Source organism: Prochlorococcus marinus str. MIT 9211, from assembly GCF_000018585.1.
GTDB lineage: Bacteria > Cyanobacteriota > Cyanobacteriia > PCC-6307 > Cyanobiaceae > Prochlorococcus_D > Prochlorococcus_D marinus_B.
In genome coordinates this window covers 455,216-476,179 of the sequence record NC_009976.1, presented here as the reverse complement: position 1 = coordinate 476,179, position 20,964 = coordinate 455,216, and the positions used below count along the sequence as shown (strand labels likewise).

The 20,964-nt window shown below is 38.9% G+C and carries 23 protein-coding genes; 12 read left to right on the top strand and 11 right to left on the bottom strand.

Annotated features, from left to right (window positions below; genetic code table 11):
* The first annotated feature begins 27 nt into the window (after window positions 1-27).
* The 3 genes from psb27 to P9211_RS02540 all read left to right on the top strand — a co-directional run bounded on the left by psb27 (window position 28) and on the right by P9211_RS02540 (window position 2,932).
* Complete coding sequence (gene psb27, locus P9211_RS02550) at window positions 28-462, top strand: photosystem II protein Psb27 (RefSeq protein WP_012195062.1); 435 nt, start codon at window positions 28-30, stop codon at window positions 460-462.
* Window positions 463-552: 90 nt separating this feature from the next.
* Complete coding sequence (locus P9211_RS02545) at window positions 553-1,866, top strand: adenylosuccinate synthase (RefSeq protein ID WP_012195061.1); 1,314 nt, start codon at window positions 553-555, stop codon at window positions 1,864-1,866.
* 19 nt (window positions 1,867-1,885) lie between these two features.
* Window positions 1,886-2,932 (top strand): adenosine kinase, encoded by a 1,047-nt coding sequence (locus P9211_RS02540; RefSeq protein WP_012195060.1) that lies wholly within the window; start codon window positions 1,886-1,888, stop codon window positions 2,930-2,932.
* Here the strand turns inward: P9211_RS02540 and cutA are convergent.
* From cutA to P9211_RS09930, 3 genes are all read right to left on the bottom strand, one after another.
* Complete coding sequence (cutA, locus tag P9211_RS02535; RefSeq protein WP_159088365.1) at window positions 2,907-3,206, bottom strand: divalent-cation tolerance protein CutA; 300 nt, start codon at window positions 3,204-3,206, stop codon at window positions 2,907-2,909. The two genes, P9211_RS02540 and cutA, sit on opposite strands and share 26 nt — an antisense overlap.
* Window positions 3,207-3,277: 71 nt before the next feature.
* Complete coding sequence (locus tag P9211_RS09935; RefSeq protein ID WP_049750848.1) at window positions 3,278-3,688, bottom strand: precorrin-6A/cobalt-precorrin-6A reductase; 411 nt, start codon at window positions 3,686-3,688, stop codon at window positions 3,278-3,280.
* Between the two features lie 29 nt (window positions 3,689-3,717).
* Window positions 3,718-4,080, bottom strand: coding sequence for a precorrin-6A/cobalt-precorrin-6A reductase (locus tag P9211_RS09930; RefSeq protein ID WP_012195057.1), 363 nt, complete (start codon window positions 4,078-4,080; stop codon window positions 3,718-3,720).
* 29 nt (window positions 4,081-4,109) lie between these two features.
* Between P9211_RS09930 and P9211_RS02525 the strand changes: the two genes are divergently transcribed.
* Window positions 4,110-4,571, top strand: a complete 462-nt coding sequence (locus P9211_RS02525) for a single-stranded DNA-binding protein (RefSeq protein WP_012195056.1) — start codon at window positions 4,110-4,112, stop codon at window positions 4,569-4,571.
* 5 nt (window positions 4,572-4,576) lie between these two features.
* Here the strand turns inward: P9211_RS02525 and P9211_RS02520 are convergent, their stop codons facing one another.
* On the bottom strand, window positions 4,577-4,768 hold the full coding sequence (locus P9211_RS02520; RefSeq protein ID WP_012195055.1) for a hypothetical protein: 192 nt from the start codon (window positions 4,766-4,768) through the stop codon (window positions 4,577-4,579).
* A gap of 52 nt (window positions 4,769-4,820) precedes the next feature.
* On the opposite strand from P9211_RS02520, the gene P9211_RS02515 reads away from it, so the two are divergent.
* Genes P9211_RS02515 through P9211_RS02505 form a run of 3 tightly spaced genes read left to right on the top strand, consistent with a single transcriptional unit; the run spans window position 4,821 to window position 7,404 of the window.
* On the top strand, window positions 4,821-5,393 hold the full coding sequence (locus P9211_RS02515) for a DUF2854 domain-containing protein (protein ID WP_012195054.1): 573 nt from the start codon (window positions 4,821-4,823) through the stop codon (window positions 5,391-5,393).
* 12 nt (window positions 5,394-5,405) lie between these two features.
* On the top strand, window positions 5,406-6,308 hold the full coding sequence (argB, locus tag P9211_RS02510) for an acetylglutamate kinase (protein ID WP_012195053.1): 903 nt from the start codon (window positions 5,406-5,408) through the stop codon (window positions 6,306-6,308).
* 1 nt (window position 6,309) lies between these two features.
* Entirely contained in the window at window positions 6,310-7,404 is a 1,095-nt protein-coding gene (locus tag P9211_RS02505; protein WP_012195052.1) for a DUF3153 domain-containing protein, read from the top strand.
* A 7-nt stretch (window positions 7,405-7,411) separates the two neighbouring features.
* On the opposite strand, the gene priA is transcribed toward P9211_RS02505, so the two are convergent.
* Window positions 7,412-9,673, bottom strand: a complete 2,262-nt coding sequence (gene priA / locus P9211_RS02500) for a replication restart helicase PriA (RefSeq protein WP_012195051.1) — start codon at window positions 9,671-9,673, stop codon at window positions 7,412-7,414.
* A 389-nt stretch (window positions 9,674-10,062) separates the two neighbouring features.
* Between priA and rpoD the strand changes: the two genes are divergently transcribed.
* A complete protein-coding gene (gene rpoD / locus P9211_RS02495) occupies window positions 10,063-11,340 on the top strand; it encodes an RNA polymerase sigma factor RpoD (RefSeq protein WP_012195050.1) in 1,278 nt (425 codons plus the stop codon).
* 175 nt (window positions 11,341-11,515) lie between these two features.
* A complete protein-coding gene (gene hemC / locus P9211_RS02490; RefSeq protein ID WP_012195049.1) occupies window positions 11,516-12,466 on the top strand; it encodes a hydroxymethylbilane synthase in 951 nt (316 codons plus the stop codon).
* Window positions 12,467-12,474: 8 nt separating this feature from the next.
* On the opposite strand, the gene P9211_RS02485 is transcribed toward hemC, so the two are convergent.
* Together P9211_RS02485 and P9211_RS02480 are read right to left on the bottom strand one after the other, a co-directional pair.
* Window positions 12,475-13,062 carry an inorganic diphosphatase gene (locus P9211_RS02485; protein ID WP_012195048.1) on the bottom strand — a complete coding sequence of 196 codons (588 nt, stop codon included), beginning with the start codon at window positions 13,060-13,062 and terminating at the stop codon, window positions 12,475-12,477.
* Window positions 13,063-13,088: 26 nt separating this feature from the next.
* Window positions 13,089-14,639, bottom strand: a complete 1,551-nt coding sequence (locus P9211_RS02480) for a carboxypeptidase M32 (protein ID WP_012195047.1) — start codon at window positions 14,637-14,639, stop codon at window positions 13,089-13,091.
* Between the two features lie 372 nt (window positions 14,640-15,011).
* On the opposite strand from P9211_RS02480, the gene P9211_RS02475 reads away from it, so the two are divergent.
* The 3 genes from P9211_RS02475 to P9211_RS02465 are packed head-to-tail and all read left to right on the top strand — an operon-like array spanning window position 15,012 to window position 17,519.
* Window positions 15,012-15,650 (top strand): secondary thiamine-phosphate synthase enzyme YjbQ, encoded by a 639-nt coding sequence (locus tag P9211_RS02475; RefSeq protein ID WP_012195046.1) that lies wholly within the window; start codon window positions 15,012-15,014, stop codon window positions 15,648-15,650.
* A gap of 16 nt (window positions 15,651-15,666) precedes the next feature.
* Window positions 15,667-15,957 carry a 4a-hydroxytetrahydrobiopterin dehydratase gene (locus P9211_RS02470; RefSeq protein ID WP_012195045.1) on the top strand — a complete coding sequence of 97 codons (291 nt, stop codon included), beginning with the start codon at window positions 15,667-15,669 and terminating at the stop codon, window positions 15,955-15,957.
* A gap of 5 nt (window positions 15,958-15,962) precedes the next feature.
* Window positions 15,963-17,519, top strand: coding sequence for an ABC transporter permease (locus P9211_RS02465; protein ID WP_012195044.1), 1,557 nt, complete (start codon window positions 15,963-15,965; stop codon window positions 17,517-17,519).
* Window positions 17,520-17,530: 11 nt separating this feature from the next.
* On the opposite strand, the gene P9211_RS02460 is transcribed toward P9211_RS02465, so the two are convergent.
* From P9211_RS02460 to P9211_RS02445, 4 genes are all read right to left on the bottom strand, one after another.
* A complete protein-coding gene (locus P9211_RS02460) occupies window positions 17,531-18,505 on the bottom strand; it encodes a lysylphosphatidylglycerol synthase domain-containing protein (RefSeq protein WP_012195043.1) in 975 nt (324 codons plus the stop codon).
* Entirely contained in the window at window positions 18,502-19,734 is a 1,233-nt protein-coding gene (gene larC / locus P9211_RS02455) for a nickel pincer cofactor biosynthesis protein LarC (RefSeq protein ID WP_012195042.1), read from the bottom strand. The genes P9211_RS02460 and larC overlap by 4 nt, the downstream gene beginning before the upstream one ends.
* A gap of 152 nt (window positions 19,735-19,886) precedes the next feature.
* A complete protein-coding gene (locus P9211_RS02450) occupies window positions 19,887-20,540 on the bottom strand; it encodes a hypothetical protein (protein ID WP_012195041.1) in 654 nt (217 codons plus the stop codon).
* 61 nt (window positions 20,541-20,601) lie between these two features.
* The gene (locus P9211_RS02445; RefSeq protein ID WP_143703326.1) at window positions 20,602-20,928 is read right to left on the bottom strand and encodes a hypothetical protein; all 327 of its coding nucleotides are present in this window, start codon (window positions 20,926-20,928) and stop codon (window positions 20,602-20,604) included.
* Between the last annotated feature and the right edge of the window lie 36 nt (window positions 20,929-20,964).

Here is a 20,964-nt window from a genome sequence, read left to right as displayed (position 1 = left end):
TAAAGTTGGAGCAATTGCATATATCAAATGTTTTCTAACTTTCATCAGCTTAAAGAAAGGTTGATGAGAGCTGCTTGGGCAATTTGCTTAGGCCTCTTACTACTGGTTTTACCTTTTGGACAAACTGCTCAAGCAGCAAAATCTTCCATGTCAGGAGATTTTGTAGAAGATACAGTCTCAGTGGCTCAAACTCTCAAAGAAACCATTGCTATTCCAGATGATTCAGAGAATCGATCCGAAGCCAAAGACGAGGCTTTAGAACTTATTACACAGTACATTTCCAGATATCGTAATAGACCTCAATTTAATGGGACAAATTCCTTTACGACCATGCAAACGGCCTTAAATGCTATGGCTGGTCACTACAAGACCTTTGCTAATCGGCCTTTGCCTGAAAAGCTGAAAGAACGTCTTAAAAAAGAACTTTCGAGGGCAGAAAAAATTGTCGTCAAAGAAATCTAAAAGATAATCTTTAAACATTTTTTGACTTAAAGAGGAAAATCTGAGATCCTAAGCAACTGTGCAGTTAGGCGGTTTCGTACCGCAATTTCATTGGCAAATGTTGTAGTCATAGGTGCTCAATGGGGTGACGAGGGGAAAGGGAAGATCACAGATTTACTAAGTAGATCTGCAGATGTTGTAGTGCGTTACCAAGGTGGTGTTAATGCGGGCCACACAATAGTTGTAGAAGACAAGGTACTTAAGCTTCATCTAATTCCTTCTGGCATTTTGTATCCAGAAACGATTTGCCTAATTGGATCAGGAACAGTAGTCGATCCCAAGGTAATGCTTAAGGAGATCGAAATGCTGATTGAAAACGATATTGATATTTCAGGTCTTCAACTTGCTTCCACGGCCCACGTAACAATGCCATATCACCGATTAATAGATCAAGCAATGGAAAAGCGAAGAGGTGAGCAGAAGATAGGGACAACAGGCCGAGGGATTGGTCCTACTTATGCAGACAAAGCTCAAAGGAATGGGATTCGAGTTATTGACTTGTTAGATGAACAAAAGTTAAGGGAAAGGCTAAGGATCCCTCTTGCAGAAAAAAACAATGTACTTCAGAAAATTTATAAAGAGCTCCCTCTAGACCAAGAAAAGGTCATTGAAGAGTATTTAGAGTATGGAGATCGCCTAAGGCCGCATGTAGTCGATTGTTCTAGGGCAATCCACCAAGCTGCCCGTAATCGAAAAAATATTCTTTTTGAAGGAGCTCAAGGAACTCTCCTAGATCTTGACCACGGAACATATCCATTCGTAACATCTTCCAATCCTGTCTCAGGAGGCGCTTGTATTGGAGCAGGAGTTGGACCAACATTAATAGACAGAGTCATTGGGGTAGCAAAGGCCTATACAACTAGAGTTGGAGAAGGTCCTTTCCCTACTGAGCTAGAAGGCAGTTTAAATGACCAACTTTGTGACAGGGGTGGAGAATATGGAACAACTACAGGGCGTCGAAGAAGGTGTGGTTGGTTTGACGGAGTAATTGGCAAATATGCTGTGGAAGTAAATGGGTTGGACTGTATCGCCATCACCAAACTTGACGTACTTGACGAGCTTGAGGAAATTAAAGTGTGCGTGGCTTACCAATTAGACGGACAAAAAATCGAATATTTCCCAAGTAGTGCGGAAGATTTTAGTAGATGCAAACCAATCTTTAAATCATTACCTGGCTGGAAATCCTCAACAGCAGAGTGCAAACGCCTAGAGGATCTACCACCATCTGCCATGGCCTATCTGAGATTCCTAGCAGAGCTTATGGAAGTCCCAATTGCAATAGTCTCACTAGGAGCAAGTAGAGACCAAACTATTGTTGTAGAAGATCCAATCCATGGACCCAAACGTGCTTTATTAAATATATAACTAAAAAAAATTACTTTAATTGGAACAAAAAGGAATCAACAATCATGAAAAAGAGATAGACGTTGTAGCGATAGGGAATGCAATAGTAGATGTTTTGGTATACGAAAGTGATTCATTTCTTGAGAAAAATTCATTAACAAAAGGGAGTATGGCTCTCATCGATGAAGATGAAGCTAATAAGTTATACAAGAGCTGTGGCCCTGGTCTAGAGACCTCTGGAGGTTCAGCAGCCAATACTATGGCAGGCTTATCACAATTAGGTGGCAAGGCAGGATTTATTGGACGAGTAAAAAAAGACCAACTTGGAGAAATTTTTACCCATGATATTTGCTCTACAGGAGCCATCTATACAACTCCAGCGATAGTAAAAGGTCCATCTACTGCAAGATGTTTTATTTTTGTCACCCCTGATGCTCAGCGAACAATGTGTACTTTTCTTGGTGCATCAGTTTTTCTAAACCCAGCAGATTTAGATCTTTCATTAGTTAGAAAAACAAAAGTCCTCTATCTTGAGGGCTATCTATGGGACCATGATGAAGCAAAGAATGCATTCATCACTTCAGCAAAAGAGTGTAAATTAGCTGGAGGTAAAGTAGCTTTATCTTTATCAGATTCTTTTTGCATAGACCGTCACAGAGAAAGCTTTCAAAACTTAGTCGAGAATCATGTAGATATACTTTTCGCAAATGAATCCGAGATAATCTCATTATATGAGAGTAATGATTTCGAATCAGCAAAAAACATTATAAAAGGAAAGTGTGAAGTCTCAGTTCTTACAAGAGGTAAAGACGGATCATTAATCCTTCATAGAAGTAAAGAATATATAGTTAGGCCTTATAAGTTAGGAGAACTATTAGATACAACTGGTGCAGGCGATATATATGCAGCTGGCTTTCTTTATGGCTATACAAACAATAAAGACCTCTACACATGTGGGAAAATCGGTTCTTTCTGTGCAGGTCACATTGTCACTCAATTAGGGCCTCGTTCTCGCGAATCTCTTGTAAAGCTTTTAGACGAGCAGTTACATCTAAAAGATGTTAATAATCCAAAAGAGATTGATTAAGCCAATTAGCATATTCCTTATCGCAAGAAGCACTCCAAGAGATAATTTCAGGTAAGTCATAAGAGTGCAAAGATTTAACCTCCTTTAAAAGAAGATTAAACTTATCCTTAGAAGTTTTAATTTGAAGCTGGACTTCATTACTTTCTTCTAAAGAGTTTTCCCACCAATAAATAGATCTGACCTCTTTGAAACTTATACAAGCTGCAAATTTCTTATTTAATAAGCTCCTTGCCATAGACTTTGCTTTTGCAATGTCCTTCTCGGTTGTAACCACTAAAATGAACTGATTACTTTGCAAAGGTTCGGGCATAAATAAGCAAGAAAAATTAATGAGGTATAAATATATTAAATCTCCAGGCATTTAAATAAAGCTTCTAAAGTATTTGCAATCTCTATCCCTGAAGGAGAAGAAGGTCGAGCAATCATCCATAAGTCTATTTTTTCTTTTGAGCAAATTGATTGCCAAATTTCTTGTGTCAACCCGCCAGATTGCCTACATAAGACTCCATCTATAGACCATTTCCTGCAAAGAGCCTTTTCTAATAAGCCTAACTTAACGCCATCACTTGGCTGAACAACCGCCAAGTGATCTTCTGGCAACTGAGAAGATAAAGATTTTGTCAGGCTAGCAACTCTAGGCAATACCCTTGCAAAAGGTATTGCACCAGCATTGCGAACAACAATTACAGCCTGAGACAAATATTTAGATCCAATAGCCAACAAAAGTTTTTGTCCTGCCAAGTTGAAGCCAGACAAATCTTCAACACTTTTTATCTATTTTTGCTTCAGACAAATTTCCAACAAAAACGTTCATAACGAATAAGCCGAAGGCCATGGATTGAAGACGCTATTTTGAGATTTGCGCTTATTACACCTGCGAAGGGATGCGTTGCATCAATGATGCAATCAAAACCCTTACTAGCTTTATCCGCATTCTTTAAAACAGCAGAAATACCTTCAACCCCTTCTAGTTTGCCAACCCACAAAGATTCAAGACCCAATCCAAAATATGACAAAGAAGCTTCGTAAGAGACAACACTGACACTTACTTGCCACCCTTTACCAATAAAGGCTTTCGCAAGAGACGGTCCCTCTCCAGTTCCGGTTAACAACCAAAGACGACGCTGGCAATTTTTTCGACTGTGCATCAAGATGAATCTCAGTGCTTGAAATTGAAATGAATCACTGCTTACTAGAAGTTGTTGTAAAGCAAGCCCCGACAATCCGATATACCCAAGACAATAAAACTCCCATAGCAGAAATGGAAGTTGGTTTTGAGGGCCTACGTGCAGACGCTCCGCAAGGGTTTATAAAAGTTCTTGGGTGGGGGAACCTGGCACAAGAACTTCAAAATAATATCCAAGTTGGGCAAAAGCTTATTCTGGAAGGGCGATTAAGGATGAATACAGTTCCACGTCAAGACGGGACTAAGGAAAAAAAAGCAGAGTTCACCCTTAGCAGGTTTCATAATGTGTCCCAAAACATTAATAATTCGAATGCAGGGACAAAATCGAATACTCCAAATCCTGAACAACACAATCAAAGAACTCAGTCCTCTGCCTCACCTGGTAATAACCCAGAGCTAGCTAATTGGGACAGCTCCCCACTAGTCCCAGATACAGACGAGATCCCATTCTAAGTTTTCTATGCATCAGATTGAAGCCTCTCAGCAGCGAGGCTTAAAAGCCTACTCAAGTCTCTTTCCAAGGCCGCCAATTCATGTCTAAGATCGGGCCAATCACCTTGATCCAGCTTTGCCAAGATAAAGGCCCTGTCTTCATTCAAATGATTTATTAATTCATGCAGATCATCTGATTTTTTTTTAAATGAGCCCATAGGTCTTTCCTCTCAATGAAATCTTTGAACAACTAATGCCAAAATAATTAATATGAATAAAAATTTTTCTCCAGCAACTATCATTTCCATTGTAGGGGGGGTGCTTGCTGTAATTGGCCTTATTTCGTACTTCAGTAATGCTGCCAATTTAAGTGTGCCTACTTTTTTTTATGGCGTTCCGATACTCCTTATAGGACTTGCTTTAAAGAGTTCAGAACTTTCTCCAGCTAAATGCAAAAACTCATCTTCAGAATTTAAGGCCCTCAAAGAAAAACTTCCAAAAGAGATACAAGACCTTGTTAATGATGTAACAAGATTTCGCTATGGACAAAGAGTTCACCTTGAATCATCTCTACAGGTTTTAAAGCTCTGGAATGAAGCCAAGCCTCCTCAACTTCAAGAGATAGAGCTTTTAGAAAGAGGAAATGGCTATGGAATTCAGATGAAGTTTAAATTTAATGGGGTGCCAATAACAAAGTGGGAAGATAAAAAAGATCGTCTAGGAAGGTTCTTTGCCAAAAACTTGAATGCGAATATAACTTCCGATACTTCAGGAGAAATTGAACTCACACTTCTTCCCAAAGAAACTCTCACAGAAAACTCTAGTCAAGCCTCTATTCAATAATTTCAACTACTCGTGGATCAATCATTTTCCAGCCATCAATTTGAACATAATCATTCTGAGAAAGATTCAACAAGAGTCTCAGTACTCAGTGAAGCCCTTCCATACATACAAAAATTCGTAGGGCGGCGAATTGTTATCAAATATGGTGGGGCAGCAATGTCAAGCGAAACTCTTAAAAAGGCAGTTTTTAGAGACATTGCATTGCTTACAAGTGTTGGAGCCCAACCAGTCATAGTTCATGGTGGAGGTCCTCAAATCAACCAATGGCTGGAGCGATTTGGCATCAAAAGTAAGTTTCGTGATGGCTTACGGGTAACTGATGAGCAAACCATGGATATTGTCGAAATGGTTCTTGCAGGAAGAGTTAATAAGCAGATTATTAAAGGACTAAATCAGCTGGGGGCCAAATCCGTTGGATTATCTGGAATTGATGGAGGTTTAATTGAAGGCCGCCAACTAGACAATGGCAGTCATGGCCTAGTCGGTGAAGTAGCCAAAGTCCATACAGAAGTAATTGAACCTCTTCTATCCAAAGGCTATATCCCCGTCATTTCCAGTGTTGCAGCTTCAAAGCAGGGGGACTCCTTAAATATCAATGCAGATACAGTTGCAGGAGAAATTGCTGCAGCTCTTGGTGCAGAAAAACTAATCCTACTCACAGATATCCTAGGTATTCTACGGGATAAGTCTGACCAAACTTCACTTATACGGCATATACGTCTACAGGAAGCAAGAGAACTCATTGAGAAAGGAATAGTTAATGGTGGAATGATGCCTAAAATCGGCTGCTGCATTCGAGCACTAGCTCAAGGAGTTGCTGCCGCCCATATTATTGATGGCCGCATACCACACGCCTTACTACTAGAAATATTTACCGATGCCGGCATTGGAACAATGATTACAGGTAGAGGTTAATTTGGAGGCGTCCGAGCGCCTAATAGTTGCCGAAGCTGCCCTTGAAAGCGGTGATTATGGGCAGTGCATTTCTTTGTTAGAAAAAGTCTTAAAAGGTGAAGGCTTGTCAACTGAATATGAGGGACAAGTTCAACTCCTAATGATTACGGCATATATGGGGCAAGGGAAAGATCAGGAGGCAATCTCTATTTGCAAGAGTCTTTTAAAAAATACAGAAAGTTCACTTCGACAGGAAGCGAAGCAGCTACTTTCTATTTTGCAAGCTCCAGAGCTAGAAAGGCCAAAAAGCTGGTCTGTAAAAATCCCAAACCTGAAAGATGCCCTCATAGAGGAATCGTCTTATAGCTACAAAAAAGCCTTTGAACCTAAGCAACCCAAAGAGCCTCCAACTGGTCCAACAAAGGGGTTAGAGCTTGGTTTCACAGGATTGGTATTAGCTATATTTTTAGGGTTGACAATTCTTCTAAGTGGTTGTGTACAGTTCACTACTGAAGTACAGCTAATAGGTCCAGACAGATTAAAGCTAGCATTTGATATAAACAGTAATTCAAATCAGCTACTACCTTGGCAAAAGCAATTTGAAGCCTCTCTAAAAGAATTAAACCCTAATATCACAATTCATAGTTCAAGCAACGGTAGCCAAGTCATCGAAAGTCCTTCTATTAACTCGCAAGAAGCAAATTCTTTTATAAAATCAACTATTGCATTAGCCACAGAAGCTGCTGGCATTGAAATCGTCTCTCCTCAGATCACTTTAAAAGAAAAGAATTGGCTAGTTGGATTAGAGCAGCGATTAAAAGTAATTGTTGACTTAAAAGACCTTATAGAAATTCCAGGCTTAAATGTCTCAATGAGTGTAAGTCCTGTCTCACATAAAACAAAACTTAAAGGAAGTCCACGACCAGCAATTGAGAAAGAATCAAATATCTACTGGGAGCTTGAAAGAGGTGTTTTAAATGAAATAGAAATTCAGGAATGGCGATGGAATAGGCTTGGACTAGGAATAGTTTTTGTTCTCTTTATTTTAGGGATAGTCATTATTATGCAAAGCCTGAAAGTTAGAATGGGCTATGGGTTCCCAGAGCTTCCGCCCTGACATTTAATTAAAGATTAATTGGATCTGGGTCTATAGATAAATTGACACCTTTTGATAGACATGACCACAATTGTCCTCCCGAAGGGATGGGTAAAGGACTTGACTGTGGACCATGTAATAAAAGTTGCCAACGACTTTTTCCTGCAACCCTTTCAACCATTGCTGGAGCTGGGCCCACTATGGTCCACCCATTAGATTTGCAAAAGGGTTTTAGATATTCTGCTAATGCAGTAGCGGAAGTAGCTGTAACTGAAGCAGTTTCTCCTGAGACACGAAGTAAGCAAGCGCGACTATATGGGACCAACCCAGCTTCACTGCGTAATTTTGCCTCCTTCTTAAGAAAACTCTCATAACACCCATCAACCAAATGTTTAATTACTGGATGCTCTGGAGAATAGGTCTGGACAAAAACTTTTCCTTTCTTTTCACCCCGTCCAGCTCTACCAGCTAACTGCATAAAAAGCTGCAAGGACTGTTCTCCTGCAAACAAATCTGGTCGATGCAATAAACCGTCAGCAGCAAGCACCACCGCTAAAGTGACACTAGGTATATCCATGCCCTTGGCTAGCATTTGCGTACCTACAAGGACGTCTGCTTTACCAGCAGCAAATTTTTCTAACAAGCGACGATGACCATCTCGACCACCAGTAGAGTCCCGGTCGAAACGTAATAATTTTAATTCCTTTAACTCCGTAGCAAGATGCTCTAAGACTCGTTGCGTACCTGCTCCAAAAGGCTTGAAAGCCTTTGAGCCACATTGATTGCAGTTAAAGCCAATATTGGCTCGATGATCACACCAATGACATCTCAACCATTGAGATCCTTGACGTCCTTGATGAACAGTTAATGAGACATCACAGTTTGGACATTGAACAACCTCCCCACAACTTCGACAACTCAAAAAAGTACTGTAACCACGCCTAGGGACCAAAATAACTGCCTGTTCGCCTAAGGCTGGCAGTGCTGAAAGTCGATCCATTAGTGGTTTGCTAATTAATCGTCTATTGCCATAGGCCAGCTCCTGCCTCATATCAACAACATGTACAAGAGGCAACGGCTTATTAGCTATGCGACGAGTCAAGCGCTTGAAAGAAATAGGGCCTCTAGGAGACAAATCCTTCCACGTAGCAAGTGATGGTGTGGCACTGCCTAACAAAACCTTTGCTCCAACTCTTTGAGCACGATCTACAGCCAAATCTCTGGCGTGATAACAAGGCATAGGAGATTCTTGTTTATAAGAACTATCGTGTTCCTCATCAAGAACAATAAGACCCAAAGGTGTCAAAGGAAGGAAAACAGCCGAGCGAGTTCCAACAACAACAAGTGCTTGAGAGGTAGTTAATGCTTCCCTCCAAGCCTTAACTCGTTCATTTTGTGTACAGCCACTGTGATACTCCAAAACGCGAGGACCAAAACGCTTCACCAAGCGATCTACAAGTTGAGGAATCAATCCAATTTCAGGCGCAAGTATTAGACAATGCCTACCTTCAGACAACTCCTTTGCCACTATTTGAAGATAAACCTCTGTTTTCCCAGAACCAGTTACACCCCATAACAAAAAGGTTGATCCTGGTGGCTGCTCAAAGAAAGCCTCCATCGCTATTTTCTGTTCGTCAGTCAAGTGTCGAGGACTTTCTTGATTTGCTTTGTCGAGGAAAGGTTTTATAGCCGTACTTTGTCTACTAATAAGGAAGTTTCGTTTTTCACGGGAAACAACACCTCTCGCCAAGCAGCTCTTTAACACACTTAATGAGATCCCTTCGATTACAAAATCCTTCTGCCATGATCCTCCTCCTCGGGATTGAAGAAAATTGACAACTTTTTGCTGTTTGAAAGAAAGTTCTGTGTCGATGTCATGAGGAGTTATCAAAGAAATCCACCAATATTTTTTCTGTTCAGAACTCTTGAGATTTCTAGAACCCAGCCAACCTGGAGGGAGAGCAGCTTTTAGCATCCTGAATAAACCTGTATGACATTTATTCGCTGATGCTTCCACCCACTCACGCCACTCTGGTTCAACTGCTGCTTTCTGAACAATTGATTCAATATCAGTCAGAGAAAAGTTCTTTTTTTTAAGACTTAGTTGCTCTGCTTCTGAGTTCAATTGCCGAACTCTTTTCCCTACAACAAGACCATGCATACGCCTACCCCTCAAGCCAACCAGAACAATGTCCCCTAAATCAATGCCTAATTGCTTACTATCTCCATAAGAAAAAGTACGCCCCTCCCTCCCCACTTCAAGCCATACATCTATCTCCAAAAGTCTCATAAAAAGAATAGTTGCTAACTTCGAAAAATTTTCTTAGCATTGGAACGTGGGCTGCATAAATGCGCTCACTTAAATCATACAGAGTTTCGTTCAGAGGGAAGGCGCGAAGTCATTGCTAATCAGGATTCTCCTGTCAGCTTGACCCTCCTAAGAAAGCCCCTAACAACGCTGTAATGATGATAAATACCTTTATTCAATTTCAACAAAAGCACTAAAGTAGGTTTTTAAACTCACAGACTCAATTCAGTATTAGTTCCAAACTATTACTAATGCTTCCTTGTCTAATCTTAAAAATCTAAGAATTCAATTTGTTGTAATTGAAGCTCAAGGTCGTTTCCTATAAATAATCTCTTCTCTTCATTATTTCGCCATTCTTTGAGTTTCAAGCAATGAGTCCTGTCGCCTCCAAAAAAACAGTTGCAAAGGCTAAAACCAAAGCAACAAAAAAGTCCAGCACAAAGGCTGGTGAGAGTAAAACATTGAAAAAAGGGAAATCAATCTCCGTTACAAAAAAATCAAAGCCTAGCTCTACGAAGAAAGCTTCCTCATCGCAAGACAAAGACTTAGATCTCGCAGCGGACCAATTACTTGCAGAAGCTAATAACAATGAAATCAATCCAGAAACAGAAATAACCTTGAATATGAATTCTCTGGATGATTCAAATGACCAAGAGGCTAGTGACAAAACTCTTGCAAGTATAAAAATTGGACCAAAGGGAGTTTATACAGAAGACTCAATCAGAGTGTATTTACAAGAAATTGGCCGCATTAGATTACTTAGGCCTGATGAAGAAATTGAACTCGCAAGGAAGATTGCAGATCTTCTAAATTTAGAAGAAATCGCTATCCAGTTTGAAAGCGAAAATGGACATTACCCCTCCAAAAAAGAGTGGGCTGCGTTGGTTGAAATGCCAGTCATAAGGTTTCGCCGGAGACTAATGCTTGGAAGGCGTGCGAAAGAAAAAATGGTTCAATCAAACCTTCGCTTAGTTGTTTCAATAGCTAAAAAATATATGAATAGAGGACTTTCATTCCAAGATCTGATTCAAGAAGGAAGTCTGGGGCTTATTCGTGCAGCAGAGAAATTCGACCATGAAAAAGGCTATAAGTTCTCCACTTATGCAACTTGGTGGATTCGTCAAGCAATTACAAGAGCGATTGCAGATCAAAGTAGAACAATTAGGCTTCCTGTCCACCTTTACGAAACAATTTCAAGAATCAAAAAAACAACCAAAGTTCTAAGTCAAGAATTTGGGAGAAAACCTTCAGAAGAAGAAATTGCAGAGAGTATGGAGATGACTATTGAAAAGCTTCGCTTTATTGCGAAGAGTGCTCAGTTACCGATTTCTTTAGAAACTCCTATAGGTAAAGAAGAAGACTCACGTCTTGGTGATTTCATTGAATCAGACTCAGAGAACCCTGAATTAGATGTTGCCAAAACACTACTTCGCGAGGACCTAGAAGGAGTTCTCGCAACTCTGAGCCCAAGAGAACGAGATGTCCTAAGACTTCGTTATGGACTTGATGATGGTCGTATGAAGACCCTTGAAGAAATTGGGCAAATATTTGATGTAACCCGCGAGCGTATCCGTCAAATTGAAGCAAAAGCTCTACGCAAACTTCGTCATCCAAATCGCAATGGAGTGCTTAAAGAATACATTAAATAAACTCAACCAATCAAGAGGAAAAGAAGATTGACTTTAAGAAGAAACTCATACCCATCCCATTAAGACTTATAGGAATAAAGATCTATATATAAACATCAGACTAATAACGTATTGCAATATCAAGTAAATAGAGTTCCCTCAAGTGGGTAAGGTAAAAAAAAGATAAGTACCGCTAATGGTTCTAGACCAATTGCGCATAGCCACGCGCAGAAGCAAGCTAGCAATGGTTCAGACTCACTGGGTAAAGGAACAGCTTGAGAAAGCCCATCCAGGCATAAATATTTCTATAGAAGCAATGGCTACTCAGGGAGACAAGATTCTAGATGTAGCACTTGCCAAAATTGGGGACAAAGGCCTTTTTACAAAAGAGCTTGAAGCCCAAATGCTTATTGGTAGAGCCGACATCGCTGTTCACTCACTCAAAGATCTTCCTACGAATCTCCCAGAAGGATTAATGCTTGGCTGCGTCACTGAAAGAGAAGACCCCGCAGATGCGTTAGTAGTAAACAAATCTCTTAAAGACAAGCAATTACATGAGCTTCCACCTGGAACAATCCTTGGTACAAGCTCTCTTCGCCGTCTAGCGCAGCTCCGTCATCATTACCCGCATTTAATCTTTAAAGATGTTCGAGGAAACTTAATTACTCGGCTTGAGAAACTGGATGCCGGAGCCTATGACTGCTTGATTCTCGCTGCAGCTGGCTTAACTCGGCTAGGTTTTGGAGATAGGGTCCATCAATTAATTCCATGCGAAATTTCTCTACATGCTGTAGGACAAGGGGCCCTTGGGATTGAATGTGTGGAGAATAAACCAGAGGTTCTAGAAATAATTAAAAGTCTGGAGCATGAAGAAACTTCACAAAGATGCCTTTCAGAGCGATCATTCTTAAGAGAGTTAGAGGGAGGGTGCCAAGTACCTATAGGCGTCAATAGCCAAATTTCTGGACAAGACTTAATTCTTACCGGTATGGTCGCGAGCTTAGATGGTAAAAAACTGATTAAAGATTCAAAAAGAGGCGATAAAAGCAATCCAGAGCTAATTGGCAAAGAACTTGCCAATGAACTTAAATCCCAAGGAGCAATGGAGATCCTTCAAGAAATTTTTGATTCTGTAAGAAAGGATTGATGAGTTAATTAATCAACCAAGGTTGGATCAATTTGAGATAAATAACGAGTCTCACAAGATTTAATAATTTCGATTGCTTTTTCGACGCCAAAGAACCCATTAACTCTGCATGTACCAGGCTTTTTAAGATCTTTATAATGCTCCCAATAATACTTTGTCTCCTTGAGCCAATGTTCACCTAACTGCTCAAAACTTTTTATATGGTCTAAGCGCTTATCATCTGCAATGACTGCAATAACTTTGTCATCAACTTCTCCTCCATCATCAAAAGTCATTATTCCGATGATTCGAGCCTCAACAATCGAACCTGGTATCAATGGTTCAGTAACTTGAACTATTTCTATATCTAAAGGATCTCCATCCTCATCCCAAGTTCTAGGGATACAACCATATGCAAATGGGTAAGACAATGAAGAATATCCAACTCGATCAAGCTTTAAATGTCCTGTCTCTGTAATTAGCTCATATTTATTAATTGTGTTGGAGTTAAGTTCAACAATTGTGTTAAGCCTTAACTCCTTCTCATTAGCGAATGCAGGCAACACGTGCAATAGATTCGGCATTAGCCTTTTTGGTGCCTGATCGAGATTGGCCATATTCAAAAATATTTTCGTGTCGCATCCTACGGGGTGCTGGTCATTTGCTCTAGCTTATTTTCTAAATAAGTTAAGAATGCTCTGCTAGAAAGAGGCTTTTTCGTAACTTTTTCAACTAGTTGTTCAGCATTTAGTTGGCGTCCGTAATGATGGACTTCTCTTCTTAACCAAGATAGAAGCTTAGATTCAGAAGCATTCGTAATACATTCACCAATGGGATCTTCTCCTTGAACCCCATCATTAGCAAGCCCTTCAATCATTGCTTCTGAGAGTTGAGCACTGATTAAATGACCAATCAAATAAGAAGGAAAGTAACCAAATGAGCCTTCGCTCCAGTGAACATCCTGAAGACATCCTTCTGAGTCATTGCTAGGAACAACTCCAAGCAATTCTTTGTATTTTTTGTTCCATTCAGAAGGAATATCATTAACTTCCAATCCCTCTTCAAGAAAAGCAATTTCCAATTCAGTCCGAATTAGGATATGAAGTCCATAACTAAGTTCATCAGCCTCAACTCTATTCAGGCCAGGAGTCAATGGATTCATTGCTCTCCACAAGTCATGACCACAAGTCAACGGAGCCCCTGCTTCAGCAAAATACTTCCAAAAACGATATGAAAATGCTCGACTTCGAGCTACTCGATTTTCCCAAAAAAGTGACTGGCTTTCATGTACAGCCATAGAAGTTGCTTGACCTAAAGGCCATGCAAACCACTGATGAGACTGAGAAGGTAATCCTTGCTCATAAAGAGAGTGTCCCCATTCATGTGCTGTTGCAAGGAAGCACGAAAGAGGTTGACCTCGTACAACACGAGTAGTCAGACGAAAGTCTTGAGGTCCAAGAGTAATTGAAAATGGATGAGGAGATCTTGCTATAGACGTAACTTGGGGATTCCTACCCCATTCTTGAAGTAATCGCTCACAAAGATCTTGTTGTGATTTTTCCTCAAGGTCCCATTTTTGTTGATTAATATCTTTGGCAAGACAGTATTTAGATATTAATTCTGGCAATCGCTTCCTCAAAGGAGTAAACAATTCATTGAGGCGTTGAATTGTTAAATCGGGTTCAAATGGCTGTGCAAGTGTTTCCCAGCAACTTCGGGGCTCATCAAGCTGTTTTGCCTGTTCCTGCCTTAGTGAAATCAGATAGCGAAGAGCAGGAGCAAAACATTGAAAATCATTCTCCCGCCTTGCTTGTTGCCACAGTGAATACCCATTGGTTTGGGCAGTTGCAAGCTGAGTAATTAAGTCTGGATCAAGCCTCTTTTGACGATGAAGCTCCTGGGTTAATAATTCCAAATTCCTTTTCTTCTCATTAAATTCTTTGGAAACTAAGGGTTTCAGACCATAATTTCGTTGAAATTCATCCTTAGCTTCATGAAGCAGTTCCTCAAAACGTTCGCTGCTTTGCCTTGCATGCAGCGATCTGGCCAAAAAACTTAATTGGTCGCCTCTCCACTTAGCACCATTAATAGGCATCGAAGTGTTTTGATCCCAGTAAAGAGTGCTATGAATTGAGCCCAGAACCTGGGTTTCTTGAAGGTAGTCCCCAAGTTTCTGCCAAGCGATATCAGGCAATGTTCTGTAGAAAGTATTTGCTAAGCCTAATCTGAAGATAAGGCCTATAGTCTTAAATATCCGCCTTTATGTTTATCTCTAATTGACTTTCCCTCAAAAAGCAAAGAATCTTATGTCTTAATAGACGACAAAATATGAGCATCAACTCGTAAAACTACTTTCTTTAGACATTTGAGATTAATAATCCTAAATACATATTTTAGAAAGTTTCTTACGCATCTATTAAGAGGAGTTTAGGATTTCAAATCATAATTTCTCTTTATAGATAGACTGGTCACGTAAATTAGATATATTTACTATAGAGTTTAATAAAAGTAATTAGCTGTTAGGCAAAGTCTTTTATTAAAGATAAGTCTTTTATTATTATTTTCTGTGGAGCAAATTCTATCTGAGCTTTTAGTTACAACAAAAGGAGAGGGTTTTACAAACATAACTCCTAAAATAAATCAATGGATCAAAGAATCAGAGATAAGTCAAGGAATTATTGTAATATCGACAAAGCACACAAGTTGTAGCCTTATAATCAACGAAAATGCAGACCCTAATGTCTTAAAAGATCTCTCGTCTTATATGAAGGCTTTAGTTCCTGAAGAAGAGTTCACATCAATTAATGCGAAGTCTCAAAGCTATAAATACCTTCACGATCAAGAAGGTGTCGACGATATGCCCGCTCATATAAGAACAACACTTACTTCAACATGTCTAAGTCTAAGCATTAATGAGTCAAAACTTCTTCTTGGCACCTGGCAGGCAGTTTATTTATGGGAGCATAGATATTCAGAAAATTTGAGGAAATTAAACTTGCATGTAGTAGGCGAAGTAAAGAACAACGAATCTAACAAAAAAAAAGATAGTCTGAGCTCAATTTTATCAAGGACCAATCCAGAAAAAATAAACAGCTTTTTAAACAAGAAACACACACCAAGTATTACTACCTCTGAAGATCAAGCCGAAACAAGTTTAGACTTACTTATTGACCGCATACATGAATTAAGTAGTCAGTCAGATTAATTTGATTTCTATCATCATGCAAAGAGAGCTCCTAAACAAAAAAGAGATCGATGAACTTCTCCTATCACTTCCAAGATGGGAAGTAAAGGATAATAAGCTCCAGAGAGACTTCCGTTTCCAAAACTTCGTTGAAGCCTTTGGCTTTATGACACAAGTAGGGCTAATTGCAGAATCATTAAACCATCATCCTGAATGGAGTAATGTTTATTCCGAAGTAACCATTAAACTAACAACACATGACTTAGGAGGACTCAGTACTCTTGATATTAAGCTCGCGAAGTTAATCAATAAACTTGTTAAAGATTAAATCTTTTGAGCACAAAAACTACTACTGTTTTGAACTTCTCTACTCAAAAATTACTAGAAGGAAGAGTCCTATTAAATGTAATTGCAATACTTCTCAGTTTTTTCATACTTTGGCCTCTTTTCGGTCTTCTATATGAAGGAATTAATGGAGTTACTAAAGGAGTAGTTCATTTAGGGGCTAATGGAATAAGTCAAATAAAGGGAACTTTTGTATTAGTTCTTTTCACCTCAATACTTGGGGGGATTCTTGGAACAACCAATGGATGGCTGCTAGCAAACTGTCGGTTTAAAGGAAGAAAAACATTAAGACTTGCCCAGCTTTTGCCATTAGCGACTCCTGCATACCTACTTTCAGCGACCTTAATAGACCTTGGAAGTATTTTTTCAATAAGAATTCATGGGATGCAATGGGGTGTATTAGTTATGGCATTAACCACATACCCTTACGTCTTCCTTTTGAGTACAGAAAGCTTCTCAAAAGCTGGTAACTCTCAACTCGAGGCATGCAGAAGTCTTGGTATTGGGCCATGGAAAAGCTTTGCCAAAGTATCTCTTCCAATAGCAATGCCTGCTATAGGTACAGGGCTTGCTCTTGCAGGAATGGAGGTAATCAATGAACTAGGAGCTGTAGAACTATTAAATATCCCAAGTATCTCTGCAGGAATTGTCGAGAGTTGGATCTCAGAGGGCAACCCTGCTGGTGCTATTGCTCTTGCTTTGATTGCATTAATTATTGTTTTAGTTCTTGTTGCCTATGAAAAAGCTCTCAGGAGGAAAAGTCGTAGATGGTCAGAAGGTATATCTGGAGCTGAATCGCCTGCTTGGGAGCTAAAAGGAATAAAAATTGTTTTAGCCCAAATAATTACACTTTTTCCTCCTTTATTTACTCTTGGGATTCCCTTAGTTTGGGCAATTGTCAATATCGATCAAATCCATCATGGTTTAAGTATTGAACTTTTTGCATTAACCGCTAGAAGTCTTGGCTTAGGTATAATTGCATCCAGCTTGGCAATGGTGATTGCAGTATTGCTTGGAATTGCTAAAAGATGGAATCCATCTACTTGGATGAAAAGCATTTCGTTTCTATCTGGAATTGGCTATGCAATCCCAGGTGCAGTTTTAGCTTTAGCTCTTCTATCTTTTCGTGGGGAACCCTGGAATATTGCTCCATTTTTTCTATTGTTATGGGGATATTCGAATAGATTTCTAGCTGTTGGAAAGGGTGGGATAGATTCAGCTTTCGAAAGAATTAACCCCAATATTGACGAGGCAGCTTCTAGCCTTGGGTCACGATGGAGAGAAATTTTAAGAAAGATACATTTGCCCTTACTCAAAGGCCCTATTACTGTTGGTTTCTTATTAGTTTTTGTAGATACCTTAAAAGAGCTTCCATTAACTTTTGTCTTAAGGCCATTTAACTTTGATACTCTTTCAGTAAGAATCTTCCAATACGCTGGGGATGAGAGAATGGGAGAATCGATTATACCTTCACTAATAATACTTTCACTAGGTCTAATAGCTTCAATTTCCCTAATTCCAAGTTTAGATTATAATGATAATTAGTATGAATTAATTTAATTAGTAGATAGAAGTCTAATCTGATTCTTTGGTATAAAGATAGCCGCAAAAAGATCAGCCAAACTTACAATAAGTCTATAACACAACAATGCAGAGATAAGAAGAGGCTCGGAGACTCCATCACCAATTACAAATAGAATGAATGCCTCAAACACTCCTACGCCGCCTGGTGCTGAAGGAACAATGAGTCCAACCATCCAAGAAAGGGAAAAGGCAGAAAGCCACTTTGTAAAATAAAGACTATGGTCTATTGAAAAAGCTTTAAGGCAAAACCAAAACCCCGTAAAACGCAAAGCCACAAAAAATATCTCTGCTAATACAGCTTCGTAAGGATAGTTAGAAGAAGTTATTGGGATTAAATTTGAAGATTCATTTAGTGATGATATTGAGTAATGTTTACGGAAATCAGAAATCTTCAATCGTTTAATAGCCAACGCAAAGGGTGTTATAAATCGATTGGATAAGAAAAACAATGGAGAGAAGCATAAAATAAAAACTATAAGGTTAAAATCACCAAAAGGAACCCAAAATAATGCAGCGAATATCATAAAGAAAGGCTCTAATAAAACGCAATAAAAAGCTTTATCTGATGGCATCTTCTTTCTAAGCAGCCTAAATCTTTCCAAAAAATGCCAAACACCTCCTGGCATATATTTTAAAAGATTTGTACTTAAAAATATAGGTATAATTTTAATCTCGTTAGAGTTATAACCTAACCAAGAAATAATCTTTTTCCATGCGATTGCATTAATTATCAAGCTAAGCCAGCTTACAAGAAAGCCACTAAAAATAAATAGCAAGGATAATCTTGAGAAAGATTGTTGTGATAGTTGGCCAAAATTATTAAATATTGAATAACCTATAAACGAAAAGCAACAAAAGGTTACCCAAAGCTTTAAACCTCCTGGTAAGTTGATTTTGTTTTTAAATTTACTTACAAAGTAATAGAAATTAGTTAGAAAGTTCATCATTCAGACCACTCTTCAGTTGGAGAAAATGAACTGGACTCACTAATAACTTTTGTACGAATCTCATCGAAAGACAATCCTGTTTCCAAACTTATTCTAGTCAGATCGTCATGCTCAATTTTCATACTAATATTTCCATCAGGTCGCCTTACTTGTTTTACCCTTATCTTACCAAAAATAGTTAAGCAAGTACCTGATCTTCGAGGCAAAAGCCATCGCCCATCTAGACTTTCTCGGAACCCAATAGTTGTTCCATGTAAAAACCATATTGATCTAAATTTGCCGACATCTTTTGGTCTAAGAAGTGCTTTAATACATTGTCCATTACGGCCTTTCTTCATCTGAATAGAATGACTAGTAACATCAAGAGCTCCAGCTTCTCTTAATCGATGAATTAGGATCGATATATCTTCAGGGCTAGCATCATCTACCCAAGCCTCTTGCGTAACAATTTGCTCCCAGTAAAAATCTTCTTTAATAGATGCCAGAGTGTTGCTTTCTGAAGAATCTAATAAACATGCTCTTAATACATTAGGTCGATCTAAAGTTCTACTTCCACAACCAACTCCAATCGATTCAAGACAAAGAGATTGTGGTCTAGTAAATTCATCTGCCAAAACAATCATCAATGCTAGCCCCGTTGGTGTAGTCAACTCTCCTGAAGGCTGATTAATTTCTGACAAAAGCTTTATTTGATGTTTTTTTGCTAACTCCAATACTGCTGGAACTGGAACAGGTAAAGCACCATGAGCGGTTTCTATAAAACCTTTTCCTCCTGGAGGGGCTGCACAATAAACCCTCTCTAGATCTAAATGATCTATTGCCGAACAAACACCTACTACATCTACTAATGTATCGATCGATCCAATTTCATGAAATTCAACTTGATCAATATTAATTCCGTGAACTGAAGCTTCTGCTTCAGCCAAAATTTCAAAAACCATTAGAACCTTTTCTTGAAGATTACTTTCCATAGTGGCTTCTAAAATTGAATTTCTTATCTCAGCCCAACGGCGATGCTTTGGTTGAGCTTCTAGCGCTTTTATAAAGACTCTTTTACCTCGCAATCCATAAGTTTTGGTTTCTTTTACATCTAAAGAGTATTTTTCCCCCAGTCCCATTTGAGCTAAGGGTCTGGTGATTACATTTTGAGGAGTGCCTAAGTCAAACAAAGCTCCAAGTAACATGTCACCTGAAAGACCTGTTGGGCAATCAATAAATAGTTCTTTCATCTTTTAATAAGATTGAGAAAGAAAAAGACATTCTATTAAAACAGGCAAGAGCAATAAATTATCTTACTTATAGAAAAGAAAAGATAGTAGTTGCAATCATCTTATGCAGAGTAAGTGCAAATTCAAACCATAAGCCTGATTAACATAATAAACTATTTGTTTTTGTTTAAAGATAACCCTTTGCTCTTGTGCTTACCACCTCTAGTTGGAACTGGAGCAATCACTTCGTGATTTTCCAGATGAAGCAATTGGCCTTTTCTACGAACATCCAAGCTTACAAAAGTTCTTAAAGATTCCAAAGGAATAGTACCTTTTAACCGAAGCTTAAAAGGAAAAGGTCTATCACCATTCGATTTGATCTTTTGTCTCACTTTAATAACTAAATCATTACTTTCTGGCTTTGTATAAATCAACTCACCTCTAATAGAGAAATAATTATCTCCTTCCTCAACTTTATCAAGTGGAATGGCAATGCCATTATTAGAAACCATTGAATTAGGTTTATCTTTTGTAGAAGATCTCAAGGTACTGGGCTCCCAAATCCCACTAATTTGAAGGTGCAAATGGTCTGAATCCCTACAGCGTGGATAAACGACCCAAAGGTGGGGAGATTCCATCAAAAGATAACGTTTCATAAGATTCATCATCCTTCCAAGAACAACCGCTTCTATTACTTCACCTTGCTCATCCACTAAGCAACCTTTAGTAAAGCATTTTGAATCTTCTGGTTTATATATTCCTCTAACAATACCTATTGCCCGATATTGCAAGGGTTCTGTAACTGGTGGGATTGGATGATCTCTCATAACTAATATTTACCTGACCAAGCTAAAAATCTAGCGAGATGATGAGTCTTCACAAAGAAGATCAATTTAAAGGTAAAGCCGTATCCTCCTTATCTGCGTTTTCAAAAGCTTGTATCGCCTCATCCAGAGCATCTGAAGGACTAGTCGCTCCATCCATAGCAGTAGCTCTTCTTAGAACATTCATTAATTCTAAAGGGCCTGAAGGCATGCCAGGCTTATTGGAATCCTCAAAGCTTTTTTCTACCTTTCCTCTTTCTTCATCAAGGCGATCAAATTCCGCCAAAGAAAAAATTTTATATTGAGGGAATATATCTCTAGATCCTGCAACAAGAAGTATCGGAAAACCAATACAAAAAAATCTATAAATATTTACCAAGAAGACTTTCATTAGAGCAGCCATCAAACCCAGAAAATATAGCTAGAT

Excerpts from the sequence above, each read along its gene's own strand:
- P9211_RS02515 (WP_012195054.1), top strand. The coding sequence starts at position 4,821 with ATGAATAAAAATTTTTCTCCAGCAACTATCATTTCCATTGTAGGGGGG.
- hemC (WP_012195049.1), top strand. The coding sequence starts at position 11,516 with ATGGTTCTAGACCAATTGCGCATAGCCACGCGCAGAAGCAAGCTAGCA.
- P9211_RS02485 (WP_012195048.1), bottom strand. The coding sequence starts at position 13,062 with ATGGCCAATCTCGATCAGGCACCAAAAAGGCTAATGCCGAATCTATTG.
- P9211_RS02525 (WP_012195056.1), top strand. The coding sequence starts at position 4,110 with ATGAATCACTGCTTACTAGAAGTTGTTGTAAAGCAAGCCCCGACAATC.
- P9211_RS02460 (WP_012195043.1), bottom strand. The coding sequence starts at position 18,505 with ATGATGAACTTTCTAACTAATTTCTATTACTTTGTAAGTAAATTTAAA.
- priA (WP_012195051.1), bottom strand. The coding sequence starts at position 9,673 with ATGAGACTTTTGGAGATAGATGTATGGCTTGAAGTGGGGAGGGAGGGG.
- psb27 (WP_012195062.1), top strand. The coding sequence starts at position 28 with ATGTTTTCTAACTTTCATCAGCTTAAAGAAAGGTTGATGAGAGCTGCT.
- P9211_RS02450 (WP_012195041.1), bottom strand. The coding sequence starts at position 20,540 with ATGAGAGATCATCCAATCCCACCAGTTACAGAACCCTTGCAATATCGG.
- P9211_RS02445 (WP_143703326.1), bottom strand. The coding sequence starts at position 20,928 with ATGAAAGTCTTCTTGGTAAATATTTATAGATTTTTTTGTATTGGTTTT.
- P9211_RS09930 (WP_012195057.1), bottom strand. The coding sequence starts at position 4,080 with ATGCACAGTCGAAAAAATTGCCAGCGTCGTCTTTGGTTGTTAACCGGA.
- rpoD (WP_012195050.1), top strand. The coding sequence starts at position 10,063 with ATGAGTCCTGTCGCCTCCAAAAAAACAGTTGCAAAGGCTAAAACCAAA.
- P9211_RS02520 (WP_012195055.1), bottom strand. The coding sequence starts at position 4,768 with ATGGGCTCATTTAAAAAAAAATCAGATGATCTGCATGAATTAATAAAT.
- larC (WP_012195042.1), bottom strand. The coding sequence starts at position 19,734 with ATGAAAGAACTATTTATTGATTGCCCAACAGGTCTTTCAGGTGACATG.
- P9211_RS02470 (WP_012195045.1), top strand. The coding sequence starts at position 15,667 with ATGCAAAGAGAGCTCCTAAACAAAAAAGAGATCGATGAACTTCTCCTA.